The sequence below is a fragment of the Streptomyces sp. NPDC050997 genome, from assembly GCF_040660135.1.
Classification (GTDB): Bacteria; Actinomycetota; Actinomycetes; order Streptomycetales; family Streptomycetaceae; genus Streptomyces.
The window spans coordinates 216,272-241,821 of the sequence record NZ_JBFAGK010000009.1 but is presented as its reverse complement, the minus strand read 5'-3'; the positions used below and the strand labels follow the sequence as shown (position 1 = coordinate 241,821).

The 25,550-nt window shown below is 71.7% G+C and carries 23 protein-coding genes; 11 read left to right on the top strand and 12 right to left on the bottom strand.

Annotated features, from left to right (window positions below):
• Positions 1–41 precede the first annotated feature (41 nt).
• From AB0H86_RS22355 to AB0H86_RS22320, 8 genes are all read left to right on the top strand, one after another.
• The gene (locus AB0H86_RS22355) at positions 42–755 is read left to right on the top strand and encodes a nucleotidyltransferase family protein (RefSeq protein ID WP_362441275.1); all 714 of its coding nucleotides are present in this window, start codon (positions 42–44) and stop codon (positions 753–755) included.
• 7 nt (positions 756–762) lie between these two features.
• Positions 763–1,656 (top strand): NAD-dependent epimerase/dehydratase family protein, encoded by an 894-nt coding sequence (locus AB0H86_RS22350; protein WP_362441272.1) that lies wholly within the window; start codon positions 763–765, stop codon positions 1,654–1,656.
• Entirely contained in the window at positions 1,653–2,315 is a 663-nt protein-coding gene (locus tag AB0H86_RS22345) for a spherulation-specific family 4 protein (protein ID WP_362441269.1), read from the top strand. The genes AB0H86_RS22350 and AB0H86_RS22345 overlap by 4 nt, the downstream gene beginning before the upstream one ends.
• Positions 2,312–3,253 (top strand): endo alpha-1,4 polygalactosaminidase, encoded by a 942-nt coding sequence (locus tag AB0H86_RS22340; protein WP_362441266.1) that lies wholly within the window; start codon positions 2,312–2,314, stop codon positions 3,251–3,253. Before AB0H86_RS22345 ends, AB0H86_RS22340 begins: the two co-directional genes overlap by 4 nt.
• 136 nt (positions 3,254–3,389) lie before the next feature.
• Complete coding sequence (locus AB0H86_RS22335; RefSeq protein WP_362441263.1) at positions 3,390–4,739, top strand: alpha/beta hydrolase; 1,350 nt, start codon at positions 3,390–3,392, stop codon at positions 4,737–4,739.
• A gap of 71 nt (positions 4,740–4,810) precedes the next feature.
• Positions 4,811–5,845, top strand: coding sequence for a trypsin-like peptidase domain-containing protein (locus AB0H86_RS22330; protein WP_362441260.1), 1,035 nt, complete (start codon positions 4,811–4,813; stop codon positions 5,843–5,845).
• 4 nt (positions 5,846–5,849) lie between these two features.
• Positions 5,850–6,977 carry an effector-associated domain EAD1-containing protein gene (locus AB0H86_RS22325; RefSeq protein ID WP_362441257.1) on the top strand — a complete coding sequence of 376 codons (1,128 nt, stop codon included), beginning with the start codon at positions 5,850–5,852 and terminating at the stop codon, positions 6,975–6,977.
• Entirely contained in the window at positions 6,955–11,367 is a 4,413-nt protein-coding gene (locus AB0H86_RS22320; protein ID WP_362441255.1) for an AAA family ATPase, read from the top strand. Before AB0H86_RS22325 ends, AB0H86_RS22320 begins: the two co-directional genes overlap by 23 nt.
• 26 nt (positions 11,368–11,393) lie before the next feature.
• Here the strand turns inward: AB0H86_RS22320 and AB0H86_RS22315 are convergent, their stop codons facing one another.
• Positions 11,394–11,621, bottom strand: coding sequence for a YbdD/YjiX family protein (locus AB0H86_RS22315; protein WP_362441252.1), 228 nt, complete (start codon positions 11,619–11,621; stop codon positions 11,394–11,396).
• 30 nt (positions 11,622–11,651) lie between these two features.
• Between AB0H86_RS22315 and AB0H86_RS22310 the strand changes: the two genes are divergently transcribed.
• Positions 11,652–12,584, top strand: coding sequence for a YihY/virulence factor BrkB family protein (locus AB0H86_RS22310; RefSeq protein ID WP_362441249.1), 933 nt, complete (start codon positions 11,652–11,654; stop codon positions 12,582–12,584).
• An 88-nt stretch (positions 12,585–12,672) separates the two neighbouring features.
• On the opposite strand, the gene AB0H86_RS22305 is transcribed toward AB0H86_RS22310, so the two are convergent.
• Complete coding sequence (locus AB0H86_RS22305; RefSeq protein WP_362441246.1) at positions 12,673–14,139, bottom strand: glyceraldehyde-3-phosphate dehydrogenase; 1,467 nt, start codon at positions 14,137–14,139, stop codon at positions 12,673–12,675.
• 222 nt (positions 14,140–14,361) lie between these two features.
• On the opposite strand from AB0H86_RS22305, the gene AB0H86_RS22300 reads away from it, so the two are divergent.
• Positions 14,362–14,763, top strand: a complete 402-nt coding sequence (locus AB0H86_RS22300; protein ID WP_362441243.1) for an SseB family protein — start codon at positions 14,362–14,364, stop codon at positions 14,761–14,763.
• Positions 14,764–14,923: 160 nt separating this feature from the next.
• Here the strand turns inward: AB0H86_RS22300 and AB0H86_RS22295 are convergent, their stop codons facing one another.
• Genes AB0H86_RS22295 through AB0H86_RS22255 form a run of 9 tightly spaced genes read right to left on the bottom strand, consistent with a single transcriptional unit; the run spans position 14,924 to position 23,650 of the window.
• Positions 14,924–16,300, bottom strand: coding sequence for an FAD-linked oxidase C-terminal domain-containing protein (locus tag AB0H86_RS22295; protein ID WP_362441240.1), 1,377 nt, complete (start codon positions 16,298–16,300; stop codon positions 14,924–14,926).
• Complete coding sequence (locus AB0H86_RS22290) at positions 16,297–17,403, bottom strand: acyl-CoA dehydrogenase family protein (protein WP_362441237.1); 1,107 nt, start codon at positions 17,401–17,403, stop codon at positions 16,297–16,299. Before AB0H86_RS22290 ends, AB0H86_RS22295 begins: the two co-directional genes overlap by 4 nt.
• Positions 17,400–18,398, bottom strand: coding sequence for an ABC transporter substrate-binding protein (locus tag AB0H86_RS22285; RefSeq protein ID WP_362441234.1), 999 nt, complete (start codon positions 18,396–18,398; stop codon positions 17,400–17,402). The genes AB0H86_RS22290 and AB0H86_RS22285 overlap by 4 nt, the downstream gene beginning before the upstream one ends.
• A 10-nt stretch (positions 18,399–18,408) precedes the next feature.
• A complete protein-coding gene (locus AB0H86_RS22280; RefSeq protein ID WP_362441231.1) occupies positions 18,409–19,506 on the bottom strand; it encodes an LLM class flavin-dependent oxidoreductase in 1,098 nt (365 codons plus the stop codon).
• Positions 19,507–19,529: 23 nt separating this feature from the next.
• On the bottom strand, positions 19,530–20,498 hold the full coding sequence (locus AB0H86_RS22275; protein WP_362441228.1) for an ABC transporter substrate-binding protein: 969 nt from the start codon (positions 20,496–20,498) through the stop codon (positions 19,530–19,532).
• Complete coding sequence (locus AB0H86_RS22270; protein ID WP_362441225.1) at positions 20,495–21,211, bottom strand: ABC transporter ATP-binding protein; 717 nt, start codon at positions 21,209–21,211, stop codon at positions 20,495–20,497. Before AB0H86_RS22270 ends, AB0H86_RS22275 begins: the two co-directional genes overlap by 4 nt.
• 20 nt (positions 21,212–21,231) lie before the next feature.
• Positions 21,232–22,113 (bottom strand): ABC transporter permease, encoded by an 882-nt coding sequence (locus tag AB0H86_RS22265; protein ID WP_362441222.1) that lies wholly within the window; start codon positions 22,111–22,113, stop codon positions 21,232–21,234.
• Positions 22,110–22,949 (bottom strand): sulfurtransferase, encoded by an 840-nt coding sequence (locus AB0H86_RS22260; protein ID WP_362441219.1) that lies wholly within the window; start codon positions 22,947–22,949, stop codon positions 22,110–22,112. The genes AB0H86_RS22265 and AB0H86_RS22260 overlap by 4 nt, the downstream gene beginning before the upstream one ends.
• Positions 22,946–23,650 (bottom strand): lysophospholipase, encoded by a 705-nt coding sequence (locus tag AB0H86_RS22255; protein ID WP_362441216.1) that lies wholly within the window; start codon positions 23,648–23,650, stop codon positions 22,946–22,948. The genes AB0H86_RS22260 and AB0H86_RS22255 overlap by 4 nt, the downstream gene beginning before the upstream one ends.
• Before the next feature lie 325 nt (positions 23,651–23,975).
• Between AB0H86_RS22255 and AB0H86_RS22250 the strand changes: the two genes are divergently transcribed.
• Entirely contained in the window at positions 23,976–24,824 is an 849-nt protein-coding gene (locus tag AB0H86_RS22250) for a LysR family transcriptional regulator (RefSeq protein ID WP_362441213.1), read from the top strand.
• A 269-nt stretch (positions 24,825–25,093) separates the two neighbouring features.
• Here AB0H86_RS22250 and AB0H86_RS22245 read toward each other — a convergent pair whose 3' ends face one another.
• A complete protein-coding gene (locus tag AB0H86_RS22245; protein WP_362441210.1) occupies positions 25,094–25,480 on the bottom strand; it encodes a MarR family transcriptional regulator in 387 nt (128 codons plus the stop codon).
• Positions 25,481–25,550: the final 70 nt, after the last annotated feature.

Genomic DNA, 25,550 nt, shown 5'->3' with positions numbered 1-25,550 from the left:
TCGTCCGGCACGTCTGCGCACGTACACGAAGGAGGAGCCCCATGCACGCAGTGATCCTGGCGGGAGGCAAGGGCGTTCGGCTGCGGCCCTACACCACCGCACTGCCCAAGCCGCTCGTCCCCATCGGAGACCAGCACGCGATCCTGGAGATCGTGCTGCGGCAGCTCAGCACGGCCGGCTTCACCAGCTGCACCCTCGCCATCGGCCACCTCGGCGAGATCATCCGCGCCTACGTCGGCGACGGCTCCCAGTGGGGCCTGACCGTCGACTACGCCACCGAGGAGAGCCCGCTGGGCACCATGGGCCCGCTGCTCACCCTGCGCGACAGACTGCCCGAGCACTTCCTGGTGATGAACGGTGACGTCCTGACCGACCTCGACTACGCCGACGTCCTGCGCACGCACCGCGACTCGGGAGCACCGCTGACCATCGCCACGTACGCCCGCAAGGTGCAGATCGACTTCGGAGTGCTGACCACCGATGCGAGCCGGGTCGTGGGGTTCACCGAGAAGCCGAGCATCGACTACCGCGTCTCCATGGGCGTCTACGGCCTGTCCCGCTCGACCCTCGACGGCTACACACCCGGACTCCCGCTGGGCTTCGACGAGTTGGTGCTTGACCTGTTGGCCGCTCAGAACCAGCCGCACGCCTACGACTTCGACGGATACTGGCTGGACATAGGACGCCCGGACGACTACGACCGGGCCAACGCCGAGTTCACCACCCGCAAGTCGCATCTGCTCAAGGGAGCCTGAGCACCGCATGCGTATTCTCGTCCTGGGGCACACCGGCTATCTGGGTGCCCATGTCGTCGCACGGCTGCGCGCCCTGCCGGGCGCGCTGGTCCTCGTCGGCGGCCGCTCGTCCGCCGACGAGATCCCCGTCGACCTGGCCTTGGTCCGCCCCGAGCGGCTGGCCAAGACCCTCGCGGCCGCCGCGCCCGACACCGTGATCAACTGCGCGGGCGCGACCGGCGGTGACGCCGTGACCCTCGCGGAGGTCAACGCCCGCGGCCCCGCCGTGCTGTGCGCCGCGCTGCGCGAAGGGGCGCCCGCGGCGCGTCTGGTGCACCTGGGCTCGGCCGCCGAGTACGGCCCCGGCACCCCGGACACCCGGGTGCCGGAGTCGGCGGCCACCCGCCCGGTCGGCCCGTACGGCGCGACCAAGCTCGCGGGCACGGTCGCGGTGACCTGCTCCGGCCTGGACGCGGTGGTGCTGCGGGTGGGCAATCCGGTGGGGCCCGGGGCACCGGCCGGCGGGCTGCCCGGCCGGATCGCCGGACTGCTGCGCGCGGCCGGCCCGGACCCGGACGCGGTGCTGCGGCTCGGCGACCTGTCCGCGTACCGCGACTTCGTCGACGTACGCGACCTGGCACGGGCGGTGGTCCTCGCGATCACCGCCCCCGGCCCGCTGCCGCCCGTCCTCAACATCGGCGGCGGACGGGCCGTCCAGGTGCGCGACCTGGTGCGGGGCCTGGCCGACAAGGCCGGTTTCCGCGGACGGATCGAGGAGAACGCGGCGGGGTCCGCCCGCGCGGCGGAGGTGTCCTGGCAGTGCTCCGACATCACCGCCGCCGAGCAGGCCCTGGGCTGGCGCCCGGCCCACACCCTCGACGACGCGCTGACCGCACTGTGGGAAGGCGACGGTACGCCGTGAGCCTGCTGATTCCGCTCTACGTCCACCCGGCCGAGGACCCGGGTGCCTGGCACCGCCTGATCACCGCCGCCACCCGCACCTACGGGGTCGTCCTCAACCCCGCGAACGGCCCTGGCGACGGCCCCGATCCCGCGTTCACCGCCGCCGCCGGGGCGCTGCGCGCGGCCGGCGCACGGCTGCTCGGCTACGTCGACACCGACTACGGGGTGCGTGACCTCGCCGAGATCGCGGACGACGTGCGCCGGCACCAGGAGTGGTACGCGGCCGACGGCTGCTTCCTCGACCGGGTGACGGCGACGCCGGAGGGCCTGTCGGCGTGCCGTCGGCTGGTGCGGACCGTCCGCCGGCTGGGTGCGGGGACGGTCGTCCTCAACCCCGGGGTCCATCCGGCGCCCGGGTACGCCCGCCTCGCCGACCTCACCGTCACCTTCGAGGGCCACTGGTCGACGTATGTGTCGGCGTTCAGCAGACCGGCGTGGACCGCGCGTCACCCACCCGAGCGAATGTGTCACCTCGTCTACGGCGTGCCCGAGGCTCTCGTCCCCCTCGCCGTCCGTACCGCGCACGACCGGGGCGCGGCGGTCTGCGGCCCCGTGACCGGTGAACCTCCCAATCCGTGGGCCCGGTTGACACCCGCGCTGACCGGGACGCAGCGATGAGGAACAGGGCGCCGGCCTACGCGACGCTGCTGGCCGTGCTGGGAGCCCTTGCGTCGGCGGGCTGCTCCGACGTGGACGGGACGACGACCCCCGCGGCCCACCCGACCACCGACGCACGCGCTCCCGCAACCGGCACCCCGGGCACCACGACCCCCCGGCCCCCGTCCGAGGCCACGAGCATTCCCCCGGACACCGGCAACTCCCCGTCCCCGCCCCGCACTTCGACGCGTCCCGCCAAGGCGCGCTGGAAACCCCGGCCCGGCCTCGCCTGGCAGTGGCAACTGGACGGAAAGGTCACCCCCTCGGTCGACGTACCCGTCTACGACATCGACGGCTTCGAGAACTCCGCGGCCGACGTGGCCCGACTGCACCGCGACGGCCGCAAGGTCATCTGCTACGTCAACGTGGGCGCCTGGGAGAACTTCCGGCCGGACAAGGACGCCTTCCCGCGCTCGGTGCTCGGAGAGACCAACGGCTGGGCGGGCGAACGCTGGTTGGACATCCGGCGGCTCTCCGTCCTGAAGCCGATCATGGAACGCCGCTTCGACATGTGCCGCGACAAGGGCTTCGACGCGGTGGAGCCCGACCTGGTGGAGGGCTACGGCAACGACACCGGCTTCCCCCTCACCGCACGCGACCAACTCGACTACAACCGCATGATCGCGGCCGTCGCCCACGAGCGCGGACTGTCGGTCGGACTGAAGAACGACCTCCCCCAGATCCCCCAACTCCTCGCCGACTTCGACTTCGCCGTCAACGAGGAGTGCGCCCAGTACGACGAGTGCGCGGAACTCGCCCCCTTCATCGCGGCCGGCAAGGCCGTGTTCCACGTTGAGTACACAGAACCCACCAGCGGCTTCTGCGCCGAGTCCCGCCGACTGAGGCTGTCCTCGATGGTGAAGGAGCCGGAACTGGGGGTGTGGCGTCAGCCGTGCTGACACCGGGGCGGACGCGGTGGCCGACTAGTCGGACGACGGCGCCCCGGGTATCGGAAGCCCTATGCTTCGAGGGAGTCGTCGCAGTCGGCCGGCCCGCGATCCCGATCGCTGTACGGCATTCCCTGGGGGAGGGAAAGTGGAGGAGTGGGGACCGCTGGTGGCGGCGGTCGCGGGGATCTGGCCGAAGGTCACGGACCAGCTGTCGGACCCTGAACTCGGGGAGTTCGAGGGCCAGTTGCTCGCCCCGCTGCGGGTCTTCGACGAGGCGCGGGAGAGCGTGGTCAGGGACGCGTCCACCGACGCCGAACCCCCCTCAGGAACCGTCGATTCCACGGATCCTTCCGAGGCCGTCGACAGCGCGGCGCGCGCTGTCGCCGCCGTCTTCAGGGCGCGGCCGCCGCTGGGCGAGTGGCTGACCGAGGAATTCGACCGGCTCTCCGGCGAACTGGAGCGGTTCGGCCCGGCGGACCCGCCGCCGTTCTGGCCCGTCCAGCTCCGTTCCCTGCAGATCCCCGTCATGTACGCCACCGACCGCGCCGGACGGACGTCGAAAACCGCCCCCCTCACCTACGGCTCCGAGCGGGGCCGGCTCTCCTACGGCCAGGCCACGGTGAGCGTTCCCGACGAGCACCGGGTGGGCGCCGTCGACAAACCCCGCTGGTGGCGGCTGCGGTTCCGCCCCGACCCGGTCAGGGACGTGCTGCTCGCCTCCACCGCCGCGATGACCGCCGACGACTTCGCCGACGGTGTCCGCCGTCAGCTCGACCAGTGCGCCGCCCGGCACGCGCTGGTGTTCGTGCACGGCTTCAACGTCTCCTTCGCCGACGCGGCCGTCCACGCGGCCCAGTTGGCCTACGACCTCAACTTCACCGGCCCCGTCCTGCTGTACAGCTGGCCGTCGAAGGGCAGCGTCCTCGACTATCCCGCCGACGGCGACGCTGCCCGCCGTTCCGTGCCGTACTTCCAGGAGTTCCTGCGCCGGCTGCTGACCGGCACCGGCGTGGACGAGGTGCACGTCATCGCCCACAGCATGGGCAACAGGGTGCTCACCGACGGCCTGGCCGGACTGGACACCAGGGCGCTGCCCGAGGGCTCCGGACGGCTGGGGCACGTGGTGTTCGCGGCACCGGACGTGGACGGAGACGTCTTCCGGCAGTTGCTGCCCGGCATCCTGCGGCAGGCCGGCCACTCCACCCTGTACGTCTCCGCAAGGGACCGCGCCCTGGCGGTGTCCCGTAACCTCGCCGACTTCCCGCGGGCCGGCCAGGCGGGCGACTCGGTGATCGTCGTGCCAGGTCTCGACACCGTCGACGTCACCGAACTGGGCACCGACCTGCTGGGGCACTCGTACGTGGGAAACCACCGCAACGTACTCGCCGACGTCTACGGCCTGCTACACCATGGCCGTACACCGTCGCAGCGCTACGGACTGACCCGTGTGTCGCACGCCGACGGCGACTACTGGTCCTTCCAGCCACAGAAATGACCTCGGCCGGGGCGAGAAGAATGGTGAGAACAACGGTGGGAGAACGACGACAGGTACCGAGTGATGCGGCGATGACACATTTCCTGGACAGGCCGCACTTCGAGTGGGACGCACCCGGCGCGCTCGAACTGCGCGACTTTCTGGCCTCGGTGTACTACCGCACGGCTCAGATCGAACAACTGGCCCTGCAGGCAGGCATATCGCCCGCCCACTTCACCTTGGAGGGCACCGCGACGTCGGTGTGGTTCGATCTCATCCGGGTGGCGAGCAACCAGGGAAAGCTGCGCACCCTGCTGCAGCAGATCAGCTCCGGTCCCGACCAGGCGGTCGCCGGACGACTGGAGGAGCTGCTCGCCGAACAGCCGGTGGTCGAGGCGCCCGAGGAGCACACACGGCCCGGCGCCTTCGCCGCCTTCAAGGACCCGGACGAGCAGGAGCGGCAGATCTTCCGCGCCAACACCCTGCAGGACGTCGCCTTCCTGCGTCGCGGCACCGAACTGGCCTCCGCCGTCTGTCGGTTGCGCGTGACCGCGCACGACGGCGCCCGGTATCACGGCACGGCCTTCCGCATCGGAGAGGGCCTGCTGCTGACCAACCATCATGTGCTGTACGACGGCGAGGGACGCGGGCCCGTGGCGGTGGAGGCCTGGTTCGGCTACGAGGCCGACCTCAACGGGCGGATCAGGGAGCACCTCGTCGTGCCCTGCGAACCGGGATCGGTCGCGGGCGACGCCGAACTGGACTGGGCCGTGATCCGCGCGGCGGCCCCGCTGCCCGACGACGCCGTACGCGTCCCGCTCCCCGACAGCACGTCCGTGGCCCTCGACGACCGGGTCTACATCATCCAGCACCCGCACGGAGAGGTGAAGAAGCTCGCGGCGCGCCACAACGTCGTACGGCACGTCGACGACGTCGTCATCCAGTACTGGACCGACACGGAACGCGGCTCCTCCGGCTCACCGGTGTTCGACGAGCACTGGCGTCTTGTCGCGGTGCATCGCCGCTGGCGCAGGATCGGGCAGCTCGGTGGAGCGGACGAGTTCCGCAACGAGGGCGTACGGATCGAGCGGGTCCGCGAGGACCTCGTCCGACGGCAGTTGGTGTGAGCCCGTGCGCCCCCTGCTCGACGAGTCCGTGTTCCCCTTCGACGACGCACGCGCCCAGATGCTGCTCAAAGGGCTGGCTACCGTCTACGCGAACAAGCGCACCGCGCTACCACTCGCGCTCAGCGCCGGCATGGAGGAGGCCGAGGCCTACTGGGACGACGGAATGCTCGACGTGTGGCCGCAGGTGCTGGAGAAGGCGGCGCGCCGCGGCAGACTGCGCCGACTGGTGGAGAACGCCGCCCAGGACCCCAACACCCACACATGGCCGGTCTTCCGTTACCTGGCGGCGGAGGAGCCGGGTGTCGCCGATGCCGACCCGTGCGCCGCGTACCTGATCAACGGCAGGCAGCGGGCGTTCTTCGACCGTCGTACGCTGCGCGCTGTCCTGCAGGAGATGCTCAACGGCCAGGGCAATCGTGTCCTCGCGGTGCGCGGGGACCGGCGTTCGGGCAGAACGTACACCTGGTACCTGATCCAGCACGTGCTGGCCTGCCGCGGCGTCGACTACTGCCGGATCCAGATGGGCAAGTACCTCGCACCGGTGTCGGTGACGGACATCGCGAACACCCTCAGCGAACAGTTCCGTGAGTGGAACGTCTCTGTCGACCAGTACACCTCGGAGGACAGTCAGGCGCTCAGCCTCGTCAACCAGATCAAGGGGCTGATGCGCGAGGAACGACGCAACGGGCGGGCCCACAGCGCGCATTGGCTCGTCCTCGACGACTCGGAGTCGGTCCGTTTCACCGAGCCCGCCCTGAGAGCCGTGGCGGAGCTGGTGACCGCCGTCGTGGAGGAGGAGATGGAGGACCAACTGCGTATCGTCCTGCTCGCCTACGACGGCTGGCTGTCCGCCGATCTGCATCCCTATGTCTCCTGCGAGGACCTCGAACCGATCAGGGGCAAGGACCTGCACGACTACTTCCTCGGGGTCGCCGAGGAGACGGGCCGCCCCATCGACGCGGACCAGGCCGACCGCATGGTCGCGGACCTGACGGGCCAGGCCCACGACGGCGCCTTCGCTCCCGACGCCCCGCTGCGGATGATCGAGGAAATCCAGCGGCGCGCCGCCTGGTGGGCCCGCGACCGATACGGGAACGGCGGTGAGAACGGTGACCGAGCCCAGTTCGCCTGACCACGGCGCTCACCCGCCGTACACCTCGGGACGGGCCGACCCGTACGACCCGTCCGACGACCGCCGTGCCCTGCGTGAACGGACGGCGCTGCTCGGCTCGTTCGTCGCCGGCGACCTGCTGCCGCACGGTGCCGAGGACGCCGACGCCGACCCGGTGCTCCGGGACTTCCTGATCGAGGAATGTGAGCGTGTCACCACCGCGGACGGCCGCCGCTGGAGCCTGGACCCCCGCGTGCGCGCCCGGACCCTGGACACACTGGGTACGCCCGAGAAGTTGCTGGGCGCCCTGGAGGCGGCACCCCGGGCGGGCCGCGACACCGCACGCGACTGGGCCCGGCGGCTCCTCGCGCACGCCAACCCGCCCCTGGACGAGCACAGCTTCGAGGACCTGTACGCCGCGCTGACCGTCGTCGGCTGGTTCCAGGACGCCCCCCGCGCCCGGGAAACGCTGGCACGCAGCGCGATGCCCCTCCCCGGGCTCGACGAGATCCAGAACGGCATCAAGCGGGCCCGGTTGCTTCAGCCCCTACGGGCCCTCGCCGACGCGACGTTCACCGGACGGACCCGTGAGCTGGCCATGCTGAACCGGCTCACCGACGTGTCGCTGGACGACATCGAGCGGCCCGACGGCGCCGGCGAAGCCCTGGCCGCGACGGGCCACGGGCCGTGCCCCTGGGTGATCGTTCACGGGCCCGGCGGCGTGGGGAAGTCCACGCTGGTGGCCCGGTTCGTCCTGGACCACACCGATCGCCCCGCGGCGGCGCCGGACCGCCGGATGCCCTGCGTGTACCTCTCCTTCGACCGGCACGACCTCGTCCCGGACCGACCGCTGACCCTGATCGCGGAGGCCGTCCGCCAGCTGGGCCTGCTGCGTCCGGACCTCATCCGGCAGACCGGGGAACTGGAACGGGGGCTGCGTGCCACACTGACCGCCGACCGGCTCACCGGCACGGAGCGAGGCCTGCACAGTGGCCGGTACGCCCGACAGCGCGACGAAAAAGCCCTGATCGCCGCCTTCTCCGCACTTGCCGTCTCGGCCACCGGCGGTTCCGCGCGCCCCTTCCTGCTGACCCTGGACGCCTTCGAACAGGTCCAGCGCCGCGGTCCGATCGCCCTGCACCGGGTCCTGAAGTTCCTGCAGACACTGCAGGATGTCCATCCGGGCCTGCGGATCCTGGCGGCCGGCCGGGCTCCCGTCGACGACGCGCGGTTCCGACGCCTGCCCCTGAAGGGCTTCGACCCCGCCACCGCCCGGGCCTTCCTGCGTCGACAGCTGACAGCCGGGGACACCGGAACGGGCGACGACGGTGCCGGTCCCGCGGCGAGTCGCGCCGCCGCCGCGGCCACCGACACCGACGCCGAGGAGATCATCCGGATCGTCGGCTCCAACCCGCTCAACCTCAAACTCGCCGCCGCCCTGGTGCACCGCGAGGGCACCCACGTCCTCCAGGACCCCCAGCTGCGCCGACAGCTCCATCTGAGGCTGGGGGACGAGACCGTCCAGGGTGTGCTCTACCGGCGCATCCTCGATCACCTGCACGACCCGGACCTGCGCCGCATCGCCAGCCCCGGCCTCGTCGTCCGCAAGCTCACCCCCGACGTGATCCGCGAGGTGCTGGCCGGACCCTGCGGACTGGGCCACGTCGACGAACAGCGCGCGCGGACACTGTTTCGCCGCTTCCGCGACGAGGCCACCCTGGTCGAGGAGGTGCCCGGTGAGGCCGCGGTCGTGCACCGCGGCGACGTGCGCCGCGTCATGCTGCCGCTGGTACGTCGTGGTCACACGGACGTCGTCGACCGGATCCACCGCAAGGCCGTGCGCTACTACTCACTCCTGGACATGCAGCGACCGTCCACCGAGAGCCGCGCGGAGGAGCTGTACCACCGGCTGTCGCTGGCGCAGACGACACGCACCCTGGACGAGCGCTGGACGGACGAGGCCGGCGCCCTCCTGGAGGACACGCTGGACGAGCTGCCCGCCCCCTCACAGGTGTACCTGACCGAACGGCTCGGCAACACGGTCGACGCGGAGCTGCGGGCCCAGGCGGACGACGAGACCTGGAGCCGTCAGGCGCTACGGGCCGGAACCGACCTCCTCGCCGGCGACAGCCCGGCCGAAGCCCTGGACCTGTTGGACGAACGCCCGCACCAAGTGGACGACGACCTCGCCCTCATGTCGCTTCGCATGCGGTCGCTGGCCGCACTCGGCCGCCATGACGAGGCCCGCAGGATGGTCGACCACGCCCTCGACCTGGCGGCCGCGGCCACGGACCCGACGGTCTTCAGCGAGCTGGCCCTGTTCGGGGCCCGCATCTGTGAGGACCTCGGGCGCTTCGCCGACGCGCACGACCTGCTCATCCAGGCCCGCAGGGCGGCTCAGCGACCGGCCGCCGACATCCAGCTGCTGTCCGTTGCCGCGGCGCAGCTGCGGCTGCACCGGCGCGGCGGCACCCTGGACACCGCCGAGGCGCGTGCGCTGCGCGCCGACACGCTGGCCCGGGCCCGGAACCTCAGCAGCAAGGCGTACACCCGCCACCCGACCCTGCTGCGGGAACTCGCCGCCGAGATCGGTGACGACATGCCGGAACTGGTCTCCCACACGGCCAGGTCCCTCGGCGTCGACCTCGCCGAAGGCTCCGGCGAACTGCTGCGCGCCTCGCTGACCGACGAGGACGTCGCCGACTTCGTGGCAACCTCGGAGGACCCGAGCGAGGCCGACCCGGAGACCAGGAACTTCCTGACCGAGAACACCAGCGTCAGTAGGGGCTCGGTCATCAGCGACTTCCTGGACAGCGCGCCGCCCGAACGTGCCGAGGGCTGGAACACGGCCCTGGTCACCACCTACCGACGCGAGGTGGACCGCCCCCAGGGTTCCGGCGGCGTGGCACGGGACATGACCGACGACGCCGTGATCGTCCTGCCCGGATTCGCGGGCAGCACCCTGGTGGACAACGAGACGGGCAAGATCGTCTGGGGGACGCAGGGCTTCCCCGATCTCACGCGCTTCTGGCGGCGGAGCGCCACCGCGCCGCTAGCCGTGACCGAGGACGAGCGGTCGGGCCGGTCGACCCGGCTCCGGCCCACGGAACTGCTGTCCTCGGGCTTCGCCTGGGTTCCCCTGGTCGGAGGTTTCTCGCCCTACAACCAACTGTGGGACGCCGTCACCTCCGTCACCCGGCACCGCGACGCCGTCCTGCGCTTCCCCTACGACTGGCGTCTGTCGGCGGAGGAGTCCGCACGCCGGCTGGCCGATGCCGCCCTGTGGCACCTGGCCCAGTGGCGGCACCACCCGGCACGGCAGGCGGCCAGGCGTGACCGCCCGGAGCCCAGGCTGGTGTTCGTCGCGCACTCCATGGGTGGTCTGGTCGCGCGCGCGGCCTTCGCCATGCATCCCGTACTGTGCGAGGTCACCCGAGACCTGATCACCATCGGGACGCCGTTCCACGGCATTCCGCGGGTCATGGACTTCATCGGCGGAGGCAGAGCGACGCCCGCCGGCCTCGCCCAGGTGGCGCGGACCATGCCCGGCGTCTACGACCTGCTGCCCGACTACCCGTGTGTGCGGACCGAGGACGGGGGAGTGCGGCATCTGACGCTCCAGGACGTACGGGACATCGGCGGAGACGTCGAACTGGCCGAGGCCGCGATGGCGGCCCGGCAGAGGCTGCAGGGGACGAGGACGCTGCCACGCGTACGCGCCGCGGTCGGTGTGTCGCAGCGGACGCCGGAGAGCCTGGCGATCGTGCACGGCAGGGTGCGCCTGTTCGCCGACACCCCGCGCCTGCACCGCGACGGGACGTTGATGCGGAACGACCGTGGCGGGCCGGTGTTGTGGAGTCGGGCGGGAGACGGCCTGGTGCCGAGGGACTCCGCCGCGCCGGAGCCCTCCAACGCCGCCGCCTTCGTCTCGGGCGTGCACGGCTCGCTCGTCATGGAACCCGCCGTCATCGACTTCGTTCGAGCGGTCCTCACCGAGCAGCCCGTGGACAGTCCGATCCGCAGCGCGGTTCCGCAGCCCCCGGAGATCACCGGGGGCCCGCCGACCGGCCGACCCCACCACCCCGAGGGCGCCGGAATCGGACTGCCCGGAGCCGACACCGCCCCCCTCGGGCTGACCACCCCGGCCGAGGTCAGCACGGGAAGGCCGTGGACGCTGACGGTGTGGGGCGTCGGCCACACCACCGCCGCCGGCGTCGTCGTCTGCCGGATCCGCGACGCCCAGGGCGGCCTGTCGACGGTCCGCCCCAGGCTGCGCCCCGGCGAGGAACCCCACACCCTGGTCGCCGAGGTGGTGCTGCCGACCCCCGGGTTCTACGAGGTCGTCGTCACCAGCGCGGCGCAGTCGGCCACCGCCCTGGTGGTGGCCGCCGACCTGGAGACCGAGGACTGAGCGCCCGGCGACCGGTCGGCGGGCGCTCAGCAGCAGCGGCTCTGCGGGTGGGTCTCCCGGTGGCGGGTGCGCCGCGTCTCGTACTCGCGGCGGGTCGGTACCGGCGCGAGCGGATGGTGGCGTCGCTGCCGCTCGCAGTAGCGGTCGTACTCCGTCTCGCCGGTCAGTTCCCGCGCCGGAGCCGACGGCCGGCCGGAGGTGACGGCCGGCCGTCGGGACGGTCCCCGCCTCTCGAAAGGGGCCGGTTCGTGCATGTCCCCGTCACAGGGGGTACTCCCGGTCTCATGGCGCCTACATCGACATCCTGGCCGGCCGTGCTCAAGGGCACGGTGAAGGAGTTCAAGGACGACGAACTCACCGATCGGGCCGCGGCGTTGACGTACTACGGAGTGCTGTCGTTGTTTCCGGCACTCCTCGTGCTGGTCTCGCTGCTGGGCATCACCGGGCGGTCCGCGACCGATCAGGTCCTCGACAACCTGCGGAAGCTGGCGCCCGGCTCGGCCCGGGACATCATCGGCGACGCGGTGCGGCAGCTCCAGGGGCGGGGCGGTATCGGCTCGGTCATGGCGATCGTCGGTCTGGTGCTGGCCGTGTGGTCGGCCTCCGGCTACATCGGGGCCTTCATCCGCAGCGCGAACGCGGTGTACGACATGCCCGAGGGCCGTCCGGTGTGGAAGCTGCTGCCGGTCCGGGTGGGAGTGACGGTCGTGCTGCTGGTGCTGGCGGTGATCAGCGCCCTGATCGTGGTGTTCACGGGCGGGCTCGCCCAGCAGGCCGGCGCGGTGCTCGGCATCGGGGACTCGGCTCTGACGGCCTGGTCGATCGCGAAGTGGCCGGTGCTGATCGTGCTGGTCACCTTCATGATCGCGATCCTCTACTGGGCGGCGCCGAACGTGCGGGGCCAGGGCTTCAAGTGGGTCACCCCGGGCAGTCTCCTCGCGCTGCTGGTCTGGCTGGTCGCGTCGGCGGGGTTCGCGTTCTACGCGGCGAACTTCAGCTCGTACAACAAGACCTACGGCACCCTCGCCGGCGTGATCATCTTCCTGGTGTGGCTGTGGATCAGCAACATCGCGATCCTGCTGGGCCTGGAGTTCGACGCGGAGACGGCCCGGCAGCGCGCCGTCGCCGACGGGCTGCCCGACGACGAGGAGCTCTACGTCCCGCCCCGTGACACCCGTGCCTGGAGCGAGGAGGACCACCACCGTATGGAGGACTGAGGCCGAGGCCCTCGCGAGGGTCCCGCGCCGATCGCGCCCACCGCCGGCGCCCCGTCCGAGGGGCGCCGGATCGGGTGGTCCGGCCGGGTCAGACCGCCGGCACCGGCGCCGGGGCCGGGTACGTGGGGTACTCCACCCCGGAGACGTGCTGGACGACGCGGATGACCTGGCAGGAGTAGCCGAACTCGTTGTCGTACCAGAGGTAGAGGATCGCGTTGTCGCCGTCGACCTTGGTCGCGCCGGCGTCGACGATCGAGGCGTGGCGGGAGCCGATGAAGTCGCTGGAGACCGCGTCGGGTGCGGTGGTGAAGTCGATCTGACGCTTGAGCGGCGAGGTCAGTGAGACGTCGCGGAGGTGGTCGAGGACCTCCTCGCGGGTGGTCTCGCGGCCGAGCCGAAGGCTGAGGATCGCGATGGAGACGTCCGGCACCGGGACCCGGATCGAGCTGCCGGTGATCGGCGCCTTGAGGTCGGGCAGCGCCTTGGCGACGGCGGAGGCGGCACCCGTCTCGGTGATGACCATGTTGAGCGGCGCGGAGCGGCCCCGACGGTCGGCCTTGTGGTAGTTGTCCAGCAGGTTCTGGTCGTTGGTGAACGAGTGCACGGTCTCCACGTGCCCCCGCAGGACGCCGTACTCGTCCGCCATCGCCTTGAGCGGCGGCACGATCGCGTTGGTGGTGCAGGACGCGCAGGACAGGATCCGCTCGCCCGGCTTGATGGTGTCGTGGTTGACGCCGTGCACGATGTTCGGGACGTCGCCCTTGCCCGGCGCGGTCAGCACGACCTTGTCGATACCGGGACGCAGGTGCTCGGACAGGCCCTCGCGGTCCCGCCACTTGCCGGTGTTGTCGATGAGGATGGCGTCCTTGATGCCGTACGCCGTGTAGTCGACCTGCGACGGGTCGTCGGCGTAGATCACCCTGATCTCGTTGCCGTTGGCGACGATGGTGCTCTTCGCCTCGTCGACGATGATCGTGCCCTGGAACTGGCCGTGGATGGAGTCGCGGCGCAGCAGCGAGGCCCGCTTGACGAGGTCGTCGGCGGCCCGGCCACCGTTGCCGCGGACGACGATGGCGCGCAGCCGCAGGCCGTTTCCGGAGCCGGTCTTCTCGATGAGCAGGCGGGCGACGAGGCGGCCGATGCGGCCGAAGCCGTAGAGGACGACATCGCGCGGCTCACGGCGCTCGACCCGGTCGGCGCCGGTGGCACCGGCGACCGCCTCGGCGGTGAACTCCGCCACGGAAAGACCGCGGTCGTCGGTCCGGTACGTCGCGGCGAGCATGCCGAGGTCGATCTGCGACGGGCCGAGATCGAGGGCGGTGAGCGTCTGGAGGAACGGCAGCGTCTCGGTGACGGACAGTTCCTCGCCGGCTATCTGGCGGGCGAAGCGGTGGGTCTTGAGGATGCTCACCACCGACTTGTTCACCAGGGAGCGGCTGTGCAGCAGGACCGTCACGTCCCGCTCGCGGTGCAGCTTCCCGATGAGGGGGATCATCGACTCCGCGATCTCCTCGCGGGTCTTCCAGTTGGTGAACGAGTCGTCCTTGACAGTCACGAGTATCTCTTTCGAGCTAGGTGGCGCTCATATGCTAAACCCCCGCCCGAACCGGCCCGAGCGCCGGGTCCGTCCCTGACCTGCTCCTCGTCCCGGAAACCCGTGTGAACTCCAAGAGCTCAGAGGATTGCTCCGGCAACCGTCGGGTACGCGACCAGAACCGCGCCCGGGGCCATCTCGCGCCGGGCGGGCCGCAAGACCGCCGCTATGTAGGGATCAGCCATGGACACACCCGCGAACGACAACACCGTCACACCGGCCCGGCGGGCGCTGGACGCGTTGGCCGAGAACACCGAGGACACGGCGGCGCTGGCCACGCTCGCGAGCAGCGAGGTGCTCGTGCCCGTGCCCGATGACGCCGGCCAGGACGGAGGCAGCGACCCCAGCACGGTCGCACTGCCCGTCCTCGAACAGAAGGACGGCGCTCCGGTGGTGCCCGTGTTCACCTCCGAACCGGAGATGGCCGAGCTCCTCCCGTACGTCTCCCGCTACCGACTGGTCCCGCTGGGCGCGCTCGCCGCGCAGTGGCCGGCCGACGAGCTGTCCCTGACCATCGACGCCAGCTCCGAGCACCCGCTGACCCTCACCTCGGAGGGCGTGCGCACCCTGCTGGCCAGGCCGTAGGGACGACCGGATCGGGCCCGGCCACCATTGCGGAGCGGCCGGGCCCGGCGAGGGATGCGACGACGGGACCGATCCGGCTCCCGTCGTTTCGCGATGCCCGGACGAGGTGCGGGAGTCCCCACCGGTGGGCCACAGCCGCCACAGTGGATCGTGGCGGCTCTCACAGGCTCTTGCCCGGATTGAGGATGCTCCTCGGATCGAACACCTCCTTGAGCCTGCGCTGCAGGGCATGAGCTGCGGGCCCGAGTTCCTCGGCGACCCACTGCCGCTTGAGCAGGCCCACTCCGTGCTCACCCGTCAGGGTGCCGCCGAGCCGCAGCGCCAGCGCGAAGATCTCACCGGCCGCCTCCCACGCGGCCTCCGGCAGCCGGTCCAGGGACGGATCCACCACAATGATCGGGTGCAGATTGCCGTCCGCGGCGTGCGCGAGGGTGTACACGGGCACGTCGTGACGTGCGGAGATGGCCCGGATCTCGCGCACCGCCTCCGCCAGGCGGGAGCGCGGGACCGCGATGTCCTCGATGAGCGGGCGGCCCAGCCGCTCCAGTGCGGGCAGGGCCAGACGGCGGGCGGCCAGCAGGGCCTCCGCCTCGGCGGGATCCTCCGTCGTCTCCACCGTGGTGGCCAGGGGCGCGAGCAGCCGGGCGACCGCCGCCGCCTCGGTCGCCGCGCCCGCGCCGTCGCACTGCACCAGCAGCAGGGCCGCGCCCCGCTCCCGCAGCGCCGGGTCGACGGCCCGCAGCACGGGTCCGTCGACGAGCTCCGCCAGCGCCGGCTCGACCCCGGCCCGGGTGATCGCGTACGACGCCTCGGCCGCCGCCTCGAAGGAGGGGAAGTACGCGGCGAGCGTGGCCGTCGCCACCGGGATCGGCCGCAGCCGCAGCGTCGCCGAGGTGATCACCGCGAGGGTGCCCTCCGACCCGGTGAGCAGCGCGGTCAGGTCGTAGCCGGTGACGCCCTTGACCGTACGGCGGCCCGTGCGCACCACCGTCCCGTCGGCGAGGACCGCCTCCAGCCCCAGCACGCTGTCCCGGGTCACCCCGTACTTCGCGCACCTGAGGCCGCCCGCGTTCGTCGCGATGTTCCCGCCGATGGTGGACAGGGCGGCGCTCGCCGGGTCCGGCGCGTACCGCAGCCCCTGCACGCCCGCCGCCCGGTCCAGCTCGGCGGTGATCACCCCGGGTTCGACGACGGCGAGCTGGTCGTCGGCCGACAGTTCGAGGATGCGGTTCATCCCGGACAGGTCCAGGACCAGGCAGCCGTCGTGTGCGGTGGCCCCGCCCGACAGACCGGTGCCCGCACCGCGCGGCACCACCGGCACGCGCAGCGCGTTCGCGTGCCGCAGGGTGACCGTCACGTCCTCGGTCCGCCGGGCGCGCACCAGGGCCAGCGGTTCCCCGGCCGGCCGGGTGCCGGACCGGTCGGTGGCGTGGGCGGCGAGCACGGCCGGGTCGGTGGTCAGCCGGTCGGGCGGCAGATCCCGGGCGAGCAGCCCGAGGAGCCGGGCGGACGTGGTCGTTTCGGGTGCCGCGGTCACGGGTTCAGCGCCTTCGTTCCGATGGCGAGCAGGGAGACGTCCTCCTGGGGCGCGTGCACGGGCGCACACTGGATGTCCCGGAAGTGCCGCTCCAACGGTTTGCCCCGGGCCAGCCCCGGATTGCCCAGCAGCCGCACGGCCAGCTCCACGGCCCGCACACCGTGCCGGTCGGCCAGCACCCGTGCGCCCAGGGCCTGTTCGGGGGTGTACGACGAATCCCCGCCATCCAGCTTCGCGGCACCGTCGAACACCAGCTGCTCGGCGGCACCGAGCAGCACCTCGATCTCCCCGGCCGTGCGGCGGAAGCGCTCCGTACGGGCCACCGGGTGCCCCAGGTTGGCGGGCACCCGTGTGTGGGCGAAGGTGTGGAAGTACGTCTGCGCGGCGCGGGCGACGCCCAAGTAGAGCGCGGCGAGCGGGAGATGGAGGGCGGCGCCGGCCCGGTTGTCCTGCTCGGCTGCGGGCCCGTGCGGACCGATGCCGATGACGTGCCCGTACGGCACCCGCACGTCCCGGAACGTCACGTCATGGCTGCCGCTGGCCCGCAGCCCCAACTGGTCCCAGCGATCCGTGACCTCGATGCCGGGGGAGTCACCGGCCACCAGGAAGGTGCCCACGCGTGGTTCGGGTTCGTCGGTGCTCGCCCACACCAGGAACCAGTCCAGCCCCTCGGCGCCCGTCACGAAACGCTTGGTGCCGCTGACGGCCCAGCCGTCGGCCGTGCGCACTGCCCGGGTGGCGGGCAGTCCACCCCGCGCGGGCGAGCCCAGTTCGGGCTCCACCCGCGCGTGGTTGATCAGTACCGGGCGTTCGAAGGACTCCTTCGCCAGACGTGCGTACAGCTCCTCCGGCCAGTGCGGATCTGCCGCCTGCCGGGCATGGGTGTTCAGTGTCATGGCCGCGATCAGGGCGACGGACGGATCGGCCTGCCCCAGGGTGTGCAGGATGCGGGCGATCTCCCGTACACCCGCACCGCGGCCTCCGTACCGTTCGCCGATCGTCGCCGTGAGCAGGCCCGCCTCGTGCGCGATCCGGAGGGATTCGGCGGGGAAGGCGGCCGACCGGTCGTAATCGGCGGCCAGTTCGGCGATGCGCTCGGTCACAGGGCCTTCTTCAGGTCGGCGTTCAGTGCGGTGGTCCAGAACGACTTCACGTCCAAGTGCTCCTTCAGCGCCCCGAGTTCGGTGAAGGCGTCGGCGACCTTCTGCTGCGAGGCGATCGTGTCGTCGCCGACGGTCCTGGCCCGGGTCGGGCGCTGCGCCTGGGCGTCGACGAGGTCCTTCCTGGCCTGGGCCAGTGGCTGGTGGGTGGCGTCGGCGGTGACCTGGGCGAAGCCGTCCTCGTGGCCGTCGCGGACGTAGGCGTAGGCCTTGGTGATCCGGGCGATCAGATCGGCCGCGGCGGCCTTCTGCGCCGGGCTCTTCAGCACGCTGTCCCGCGCCGACCAGAGGAAGTTGCCGGACAGGATGTCCTTGCCCGAGCCGATCGTCGTGGCGCCCTGCTGGTGGGCGGTGATGACCGACGTGCCGTACGAGGCGAACGCGTCGATGCTGCCGCCGTTCAGGGCCGCCAGGCCGTCGTTGGGCAGCAGCGGCTTGGCATCGATGTCGGACCACTTCAGTCCGGCCCGCTTCAGCAGCTCGTTCAGGAAGTAGTGGGCGGTGGTGTTCTGGACGTAGCCGACCTTCCTGCCCTTGAGGCCGGCGATGTCGGTCACCGCGGAGCCCTCGGGGACGACGACCTCCTGGTTGAGGGTCGCCCCGCGCTGCACGGCGACGACCTCGAAGTTGGGTTCGCCGTCGGCGGCGGCGAAGATCGGCGGGATCTCGCTGGAGGTCGCGAGGTCGAGGGCTCCGGCACGGATCGCCTGGAGTTGCTGGTCACCGCCCTGGAACTGGTTCCACTTCACGGTGTACGGGGTGTCGTCGAGGCCGGCGTACTTCAGGAGGGCCTCCTCGGTCTTCCAGCCGGTGGCGCCGACGCGGAGGGTGACGGAGGAGGGGGATTCGGCCTGTGCCTCGTTCCCGCACGCCGCCGCGAACGGCAGGAGCAGGGCCAGGGCGGCGGCGGACGTGCGCAGGGTGCGTCGGAACAACACGGGAGCTCCATCAGGCGGCTTGGGTGGTGGCGCGGTGGGCGAGTTCCTGGCGCACCAGCGGCAGAACGTGACGGGCGTAGTCGATCGCGTCGTTGAGCGGGTCGTAGCCGCGGATCGACAGCAGGTCGCAGCCGATGTCGACGTAGTCGAGCAGTGCCTTCGCCACCGTCTCGGGGGAGCCGACCAGGGCGGTGGACGCACCGGCGGCGTTGGTGGCGACCGCCGGGGCGGTCCACAGGCAGCGGTCGTGCACCTCGCCGCGGTCGGCGATGTCGAGCAGCCGCTGCGAACCCACGTTGGCCGGACGACCGGTGGTGCGGTAATGCCGCAGCGACTGCGTGGTACCGGCCTGGTCCTTGAGCACGCCCAGGGTGCGGTGCGCCTTCTCCCAGGCCAGTTCGTCGGTGGGCGCGATGATCGGGCGGAACGACACCCAGATACGGGGGTGGGGGCGCCCGGCGGCGTCCGCGACCGCGTTCACCGCGGCGATCTGCTCGGCCGTCTCCTTGAGCGGCTCGCCCCACAGCCCGAAGATGTCGCCCTGCTGCCCGCCGACCCGGTACGCGTCCTCGGACGAGCCGCCCACCGAGATCGGCACCAGCCCGTTCACCGGTTTCACGTCCGAGTGGTAGCCCTCGAACCGGAAGTGCTTGCCCTCGTGCGAGACCGGTCCGTCGGCCTGCCACACGTTCCGCAGGATCCGGATGTATTCGTCCGAACGCTCGTACCGTTCCGTCTTGTTGAGGTAGTCGCCCTCCCGGCGCTGTTCCTCGTCGCTGCCGCCGGAGATGATGTGCACGGTCAGGCGGCCGTCGCTGATCCGATCCAGGGTGGCGAGGGCGCGGGCCGCGTGGGTGGGGAAGATGACGCCGGGCCGGTGGGCCAGGATCGGGCGGATCCGCTCGGTGTGGGTGGCGACGAACTGGGCGACCTGGAAGGCGTCCGGGGACGCCGAGTGGTAGGCGACCAGGGTGTGGTCGAAGCCGCCGTCGTCCAGCGCGCGGGCGTACCTGCGCAGATGGTCGCGGTCGAACCCGGTACGGCTCGATGCGGCCGGCCCGGAGGCCCCCGCGTCCGTGTGGACGGCGCTGATGAATTCGACAGGCATGAGCAACTCCTTGCTGAGATCGGCTACTTGACGAGGGATGTGTCGGCCGACCCCGCCACGTCGACGTTGGGCTCCAGCACCCCGATCCCGTTCATGAGGTCGGCGACGCCCTGAACCGTCCCGTTGACGTCCGACGAGACCGGCAGGACCTTGCTGTACGCCGCCGATGCCAGCGTCTTGGCCACGGAGGGGTCGGCGCCGTTGCGCTGCTCGATGGCCTTCGCGTAGGCGTCCCGGTGGGTGCTCGTCCATTCCAGGGCCGTGCCGAGACGCTTGAGGAAGTCGGAGAGCGCGGCCTTCTTCCCCGAGTCGGCCAGGGCCTCGTCGGAGGCGCCGAAGAAGCCGTAGCCGCTGACCCGGCCGTCGGCACCGTCGACGAGCAGCTTGCCGCCCTGTTTCAGGCCGACGGCCTGGTAGACGCCGAAGGTCGCCCAGGCCTTGATCTTCCCGGAGGCGAACGCGGCCTGCGCGTCGGTGGGCAGCAGGTACTGCACCTTGACGTCCTTGTAACTGAGACCGTTCTGCTTCAGCACCTTGGCCAGCAGGTACTCGGAGATGCTGCCCTTCGCGGAGGACACCACGACCTTCTGGCCCTTGAGGTCCTTGACGCTGTCGATGCCGGAGCCCTTGGGGACGACGATCCCGACATGCCGGCCGTCGCTCTTCAGCGCGGCCACGTTCTTGAACTTCACGCCGCCGCTGAGTGCCTGGAGCGCCGGCAGGTCCGCGGAGTAGGAGGTGTCGGCGGCGCCCGCCTGGACGGCCTGGTAGAGCGGGGCGGCACCCTCGAACTCGGCCCACTTCACCTTGTAGTCGGCGCCCTTGAGCGCGCCTGACGCGGCGATGATCGTCTGCAGGGTCTTGGCCTGGTCCCCGATGGTCAGTGTGACCTGGCCCTTTCCGCCGGCATCCGCCGAGGAGTCGGCGCCGCAGGCGCTCAGCGTGAGCAGGGCGGCGAGGCTCATCGAGGTTGCGGCGAGTCGGCGTATCACGACGGGGTTCCTTCCAAGGTGCGGGTCACGCCGAGCCAGTTCAGGAGGCGGGCGCGCAGGGTGACGAACTCGGGTGCGGTGAGGTCGCGGGGGCGGGGCAGATCGACGGTGAGTTCGTGGGCGATGCGGCCCTCGTCCATCACCAGGACACGGTCGGCGAGCAGCAGGGCCTCCTCCACGTCATGGGTGACCAGGAGGATCGCGCAGCCGTGCCGCTGCCACAGTTCCGCGACCAGCTGCTGCACCCTGCCCCGGGTGAGCGCGTCCAGGGCGCCGAACGGCTCGTCCAGGAGCAGCAGTTCGGGCTCCCGGACCAGGGCCCGGGCCAGGGACACACGCTGGGCCTGACCGCCGGAGAGGGTCTTGGGCCAGACACCCGCGCGGTCCGCGATACCGACCTCGTCCAGCGCCTTCGCGGCGAGCTCCCGGTCGGAGCGACCCGGCAGTCCGAGGACGACGTTGCGCCACACCTTCAGCCAGGGGAGCAGCCGCGGCGACTGGAAGGCGGCACTGCGGCGGGACGGCACCGTCACCTCGCCGCCGATCTCCTCGTCGAGGCCGGCGAGGATCCGCAGCAGCGTCGACTTGCCGCAGCCGCTGTGTCCGAGCAGGGCCACGAACTCGCCCTCGGGGATGTCGAGATCGAGGTCGTGCAGGACGGTGTTGCCGTCGAAGGCCCGCGAAAGCCCCCGTATTTCCACACTGTTGGTCATAAAACTGTTGGTCATGAAGCTCACGCCCCGCCCTCGAAGTTGGCCCGCCAGCTCAGCAGCCGGCGCGAAAGGATCCGTACGGCGAGGTCGCAGGTGAGTCCGAGCAGCGCGTACACGACGAGGCACAGCACGATGACGTCCGTACGGAAGTACTGCTGGGCGTTGCTCATCAGATAGCCGAGCCCCGCGTCCGCGTTGATCTGCTCGGCGAAGACCAGCGCCAGCCAGGCGGTGGACAGCGCGTACCGGAGTCCCACGAGCGCCCCGGGCAGCGCGCTCGGCAGGATCACGTACGTGATCAGCCCGAGCCTGCCCAGGCCCATCATCCGGGCCGCCTCGACGAGTTGGGCGTCGGTGGAGCGGATGCCGCCGTAGATGTTGAAGTACAGCGGGTACGTCACGCCGAGGGCGACCAGGGCGATCTTCGGGGTCTCCTCGATACCGAACCAGACGATGAACAGCGGGATCAGACCCACCCAGGGGATCGCCCGGAACATGCCCATCGAGGAGTCGACGACATCCTCGCCGAGCCGGAACAGCCCGGCCAGCAGCGACAGACCCAGTGCGACGCTCGCGCCGATCACGAAGCCGATGGCCGCCCGGCGGCCCGACGCGGCGATGGCGTCGGGGAGTTCACCGCTCCTGGTGAGCTCGACGGCCTGTTGAACCACGTCCACCGGGGAGGCCAGCACGGTTTCCGGAAGCACGCCGGTGGCCGAGGTCAGCAACCACAGCAGGACCAGGCCGACCGGGCCCACGGACCGTCGCACCGAACGGGGGATCGTGCGGCGGCGACCGGTCCTGACCGTGCCGCGGAGGGTGACACGACCGGGCCGTACGGCGTCCTCCGGGGGCGCCGCCTGTCGCGGCACCACAGCCGGGTCGAGGGGTTTCGTCGTCATGGCCGGTCTCCCTTCGCGGCCCGGCGGTCCGGATCGGCCGACCAGGCGGACCAGGAGCCGGCAAAGAGCACCGCGTCGAACCCGGCGATCTCCAGCGCGGCGATCTGATGGGCGGCGGTGACGCCGGAGCCGCAGTACACACCGACGCGCCGCGCCTCGCCGACCCCCTTCTCCTCGAACCGTTCGCGCAGTTCCTCCACCGGCAGGAAGGTGCCGTCCGCCGCGAGGTTCTCGCCGGTGGGGGCGGACACAGCGCCCGGGACGTGCCCCGCCCGCGGGTCCACCGGCTCCACCTCGCCGCGGTAGCGCTCGCCGGCCCGCGCGTCCAACAGCAGCCCGGACGAGGCGAGTTCGGCGGCGCCGTCGGCATCGGTCACCGGCAGTCCGCCCGCGCGCAGCACCACGTCGCCGGGCGGCGGATCGGCCGGGATCCCGGACTCCAGCGGCAGCCCGGCCGACCGCCAGGAGCCGAGCGCCCCGTCCAGGAGCGTGACCTGGGCGTGGCCCGCGTACCGCAGCAGCCACCAGGCGCGGGCGGCGGCGGTGTTGCCCAGGTCGTCGTGGACGACGACACGTTGGCCCGTCCGGATGCCCCACCTGCGCGCCGCGTTCTGGAGTTCCGCGAGGTCGGGCAGTGGATGACGGCCGCCCTCCGGGCTCGGCGGCGCGGCCAGTTCGGTGTCCAGGTCGACGTAGACCGCGCCCGGGATGTGCCCCTCGGCGTAGTGGTCGCGGCCGTGCGGATCGCCCAGCGCCCAGCGGACGTCGAGGACGACCGGGGGAGCGTCGGAGGCGAGCAGCTCGCGGAGTTCGGCGACGGTCGTGGTCACGGTCATGCCGGGCCCTCCGCGATCGTGGGCAGAGCGGGGGACAGGCGCAGCCGCTCCAGGAAGAGCACGAGGGTGGCGGCGGCCGTGCGGTGCAGCGCGTCGTTGAGGACGTCGTGCCGGCCGCCGTGGAAGGTCACCGTCCGCACGCCCGGGTGTCCGGCGTACGCGTCCGCTGCCTGGGCGAGCGGGCTCACCGTGTCGTCCCTGCCGTGCAGCGCGAGTACGGGAACCCGCACGAGGTCGAGACGCAGGTCGGGCAGGTCGGGGTGCTCGGCCAGGGCACCGCGCCGGAACCCGGGGTCGTCCGCGAGACGGGACTGGTGGGTGGGGCAGGCGGTGCGGGCCTCGACCTCGGCCTCCCAACTCCCGGAGGTCCAGGGGGTGGTGGGCAGGCCGGCCAGGACCAGCGCGTCGACGCCGGGGAGTTGCTCGGCGGCCAGGTGGGCGGCGTACCGGGCGCCCGTGTCCGAACCGACCAGCACCTTGGGGCCGGGCAGCGACTCGTCGGCGAGCAGCTTGGCGGCCTCGTCGAGCACGGACGGATCGGCGGACGGGTCACCGAGGGCACGCACACGGTAGGCGTCGAAGGCGAGACGGCGGCCGAACCGCTCGTACACACCGCCGTGTTCGCCTCGGCCGGCCAGGACGATCAGGGTGCCGCGCGCGGCGAGGCCTTCGGGTTCGTCCCAGGAGAAGGATGAGGGCATGAGGGGGCAGCTCCCGTTTCAGGGCAGGGGGCATCCGTACGGAAAGAAGGGCATCCGAGCGTGACTGTCACGTGTCAGCGAGGGGAGGACCCGGGCGACTCGGAATGCGGGGAAGAGCCGGTGTGCGGCGGAGTGTCAGCGACAGAGCGCGCTGCACGCCACGCCGAAGTCAATGACTCGGCGCTGCGTCAGAAGGGCAGCAGAAGCGGTCGCGTGCAACATGCGCCCATCATGACCGGCCGCGACGGACCACGTCCAACGACGATTCCGCATCGAAACCGATCAGGGATCGTGATCGGTCTGTCGGGCGGGCTACTGTCACGGCATGCCCCCACCCGTCCTCGACATCGTGGCCCTGCGCAGCCTGACCGCGGTCGCCGACTGCGGCGGCTTCCACCGCGCGGCCCGGACACTGTCCCTGAGCCAGTCGGCGGTCAGCCAGCACGTCCGCAAACTGGAGAAGGCCCTGGGGCGGCCCGTCGTCGAACGCGAGGGGCGCGGCACCCGCTTCACCCCGGAGGGGCGCCTGCTGCTCGAACAGGCCCGCCGGATCCTCGCCGTACACGACGAGGCCGTACGCACCCTGCTCGACCCGGACGGCGACATCGTCACCATCGGGTCCACCGAGCACGCCGCCGACCAGTTCCTGCCCCGGCTCACCGCCGCGGTCCAGGAGGTGCGCCCCGGCTGTCGGGTCCGCTTCCGCATCGACCGCTCCGCCCGGCTCGTCGAGGCCGTGGAGCGCGGCAGTGTCGATGTCGCGGTATACGTCACGGAGGCCGCCGCGACCGAGGGCACCCCCGTCGGCGGCCTCCCGCTCACCTGGCACGCGGTCCCGGGCTGGGAGCCGCCGCCCGCACCGGCGTCGGTTCCGCTGGTCGCGATCGAGGACCCCTGCGCGATCCGCCGCCGGGCCATCGCGACCCTGGCCGCACAGGGCGTGCCCGCCACGGTCGTCGGCGACGCCGGGTATCTCGCGGGCGTCCTCGATATCGCCCGCACCGGTCAGGGTGTCGCCCTGTTGGCGGCGCTCGGACCGGCGCCGGACGGTCTGACCCCGTACGGCGGGCTGCCGCCGGTCAGTCCCATCCCGATGAGCGCGCTGGCCCGGCCGGGCGTGGACCCGGCGACGGGCGCGGCGGCGTTCGAGGCGGTACGGGAACTGCTGCGCTGAGGCGAGCCGCGGCGGCCGGCCATCACAGGGGCGGACCCGGACCCCGCGTCCGCGCCCTGACCCGCCGGACCGGCCCGGGCGTCCTGAGCCGGACGTTCCCAGGCGGTTCCGATCGGGCTGTGAACGGTCAACGTGCCTGGCCGGTGTCCAAACCCGGTCGGCGAGGGTGCGCGGAGTCTCCCGACGGATGACTGGCGCGGGGGACTGGTGCCATGGCATGGCATGCCAGGCCAGGCGTCGCGACGCCGCGGAGATCCATCAGAAGGGCCCTAGCCCAACATCCGGGCCAGCACGTCCCGTTGCAGCGGTCGCACCCGTGCGTGCAGGTCTCGGCCCTCGCGGGTCAGGGCCACCCACACGCCCCGCCGGTCCTCCGCGCAGACGGAGCGTTCCACCAGGCCGTCCTTCTCCAGACGGCCGATCAGCCGGGACAGCGCGCTCTGGCTGAGATGTACCCGTCCGACGAGGTTCTGGACACGGCACTGGTCGCCCTCCTGGGGCGACTCGGTGGCCAGGATGTCGAGCACCTCGAAGTCGCTCGCGCCCAGCCCGTGCGGGTGCAGCACGCGGTCGATCTCGCACATCGTGTGGGCGTGCACGGACAGGATGTCCCGCCACCGCTCTTCGAGGCCGGCTCCGGCCATTTTCGCCGCCATACCCGCACGGTAGCACCAAACCGGCCATTTGTTGAGCGTGCAATTAGTGCACGCGCAAGGAGTGGAAGTA

Coding starts and splice junctions, on each gene's coding strand:
- AB0H86_RS22355 (WP_362441275.1), top strand. CDS start 42: ATGCACGCAGTGATCCTGGCGGGAGGCAAGGGCGTTCGGCTGCGGCCC.
- AB0H86_RS22350 (WP_362441272.1), top strand. CDS start 763: ATGCGTATTCTCGTCCTGGGGCACACCGGCTATCTGGGTGCCCATGTC.
- AB0H86_RS22340 (WP_362441266.1), top strand. CDS start 2,312: ATGAGGAACAGGGCGCCGGCCTACGCGACGCTGCTGGCCGTGCTGGGA.
- AB0H86_RS22330 (WP_362441260.1), top strand. CDS start 4,811: ATGACACATTTCCTGGACAGGCCGCACTTCGAGTGGGACGCACCCGGC.
- AB0H86_RS22315 (WP_362441252.1), bottom strand. CDS start 11,621: ATGCACGAACCGGCCCCTTTCGAGAGGCGGGGACCGTCCCGACGGCCG.
- AB0H86_RS22310 (WP_362441249.1), top strand. CDS start 11,652: ATGGCGCCTACATCGACATCCTGGCCGGCCGTGCTCAAGGGCACGGTG.
- AB0H86_RS22300 (WP_362441243.1), top strand. CDS start 14,362: ATGGACACACCCGCGAACGACAACACCGTCACACCGGCCCGGCGGGCG.
- AB0H86_RS22280 (WP_362441231.1), bottom strand. CDS start 19,506: ATGCCTGTCGAATTCATCAGCGCCGTCCACACGGACGCGGGGGCCTCC.
- AB0H86_RS22270 (WP_362441225.1), bottom strand. CDS start 21,211: ATGACCAACAGTGTGGAAATACGGGGGCTTTCGCGGGCCTTCGACGGC.
- AB0H86_RS22265 (WP_362441222.1), bottom strand. CDS start 22,113: ATGACGACGAAACCCCTCGACCCGGCTGTGGTGCCGCGACAGGCGGCG.
- AB0H86_RS22260 (WP_362441219.1), bottom strand. CDS start 22,949: ATGACCGTGACCACGACCGTCGCCGAACTCCGCGAGCTGCTCGCCTCC.
- AB0H86_RS22255 (WP_362441216.1), bottom strand. CDS start 23,650: ATGCCCTCATCCTTCTCCTGGGACGAACCCGAAGGCCTCGCCGCGCGC.
- AB0H86_RS22250 (WP_362441213.1), top strand. CDS start 23,976: ATGCCCCCACCCGTCCTCGACATCGTGGCCCTGCGCAGCCTGACCGCG.
- AB0H86_RS22245 (WP_362441210.1), bottom strand. CDS start 25,480: ATGGCGGCGAAAATGGCCGGAGCCGGCCTCGAAGAGCGGTGGCGGGAC.